This is a genomic window from Fibrobacter intestinalis (assembly GCF_900167415.1).
Classification (GTDB): domain Bacteria; phylum Fibrobacterota; class Fibrobacteria; order Fibrobacterales; family Fibrobacteraceae; genus Hallerella; species Hallerella intestinalis.
Genome location: NZ_FUWU01000115.1, coordinates 1 through 1,517, shown reverse-complemented (window position 1 = coordinate 1,517; position 1,517 = coordinate 1). Strand labels below are relative to the sequence as shown.

Here is a 1,517-nt window from a genome sequence, read left to right as displayed (position 1 = left end):
AAACGTCCCACGATTTCAGCCGGAAGTTCATTCGTCCCCCCTCCATATCCTGTACAGGTAGATTATGCCAGCGATTTCGCAGACGACCGCAAAAATCCCAAGCCCGATTAAAAGCCTGTCCATCATTCCTCCTCCAGCTTGCGCTTTATCCATTCCAAATCGGTCTGGATTCTCGCCAGCGACTCCGAGAGCTTGAGAGCGTCGTAGTCGTCCACACGCTTCTTCAGTTCTTCAATCTCTTTCTTCTGCCCGCGCACGGCGTATAGCAGCCCGATGATGGCCGCCGCCAATGCCGGGCTCGCGTTCTGGATGACGTTCAGGATTTCGGTCAATTTTCCACCTGCACGACGGCGTTGAACATCGGTGCCCAGCTGTAATTTCTGCTACCGTCCTTTCCGGAAGAAAGGCCCGTACAAATAAATTGCCCGCAGCATCCGGCGTTCAGGAGGCAGTACTTTCTTTTCCATTCCCCGGTTTCGCCATCGTATTTTGAACCGGTATATACCTTGATTTGATCCGTTCCCGTGTTGTCCACGAAAACGATGTCGCCCACGTCGCCGGACAGGGTGTAATCGGAAGAGGTTTCGTGGTAGCAGTTGGCGTCTATTTCAGCAGGTACAACCCCGGCGGAGGTCGTACCTTCTTTTTTCGGGAGCCGGTAGATATCCGAAACGGAGGATTTCGCCTTCAATACGTCTGAAAGCACCGTACCGGCGGAAACCTCCCCGTTCGTGAAGAAGGACTCGGCTTCCATTTCCCCTTTGACGTAGGCGGAACCGAACTCCGCCGTGGCCCCCTTGACTTTGCCTACGGTTTGGATGTCTCCAGTCATCCCGTTGATGTCGGCCAGCGTCTCGCCTTCAGCGTTCGGTTTCGGGACGGACAGGCCTCCTCCGGCTACGATTCCGCCGTTTTTGACGACCAGCTTCTGGTCGACGTTGGCGAAGAAGAAATTAGCGGTTCCGTGGAAGTTGTGGACGAAATCGGCGCTCGATTCGTCGCCGAAGTCAATGACAGCCGCCATGAACTGCACGCGTTCCGTATTGAATTCCGATCCGTCGAGGTTCTTCGGCTCCCCGCGGATGATTCGCCCAGCACGGGTCGTGTCCGCATAGAAGCGCACCTTGCCGTCAGTGTCGTAGTGCACGTCATGGCTGAACTGGTCGAATTTCCCTAGAAGGAACTCGCCAGGTATGTCGTCCTCGGAGTCCACCACGAGCGTGTGCGAAGGGTCGCTTGAGAAAAGGGCGGAAAGTTTCAGCTTCCTGTCCCTTTTGCTCCCGCAACCCTGCACTAGGTAGAGGTAGTCGTCGCCGGAGATGTTCTCGGCTTCGTCCATGTCCAAAAGAGTAGTTATGTTCTCTTCCATCTATGCGTCCTCCGTTTCGTCGGCTTCTTCCAGAGTCTGCAAGAGCCATTCCTTGACTTCGTTCAGTTCTTCGTTTTCCACGGTCAATCCTTCGATGATGCCGCGCGCCGTATGGAAGTAGCCGCTGGAAATGAGCGGCAAAACCGGC

Annotated in this window: 2 protein-coding genes; both read right to left on the bottom strand. The window is 55.1% G+C overall.

Annotation, left to right across the window (positions count from 1 at the left end; all coding sequences use genetic code 11):
• Positions 1–122: 122 nt before the first annotated feature.
• Positions 123–332 carry a hypothetical protein gene (locus B5D40_RS15120; protein WP_078777578.1) on the bottom strand — a complete coding sequence of 70 codons (210 nt, stop codon included), beginning with the start codon at positions 330–332 and terminating at the stop codon, positions 123–125.
• Positions 329–1,369, bottom strand: a complete 1,041-nt coding sequence (locus B5D40_RS15115; RefSeq protein ID WP_143394360.1) for a hypothetical protein — start codon at positions 1,367–1,369, stop codon at positions 329–331. The genes B5D40_RS15120 and B5D40_RS15115 overlap by 4 nt, the downstream gene beginning before the upstream one ends.
• Between the last annotated feature and the right edge of the window lie 148 nt (positions 1,370–1,517).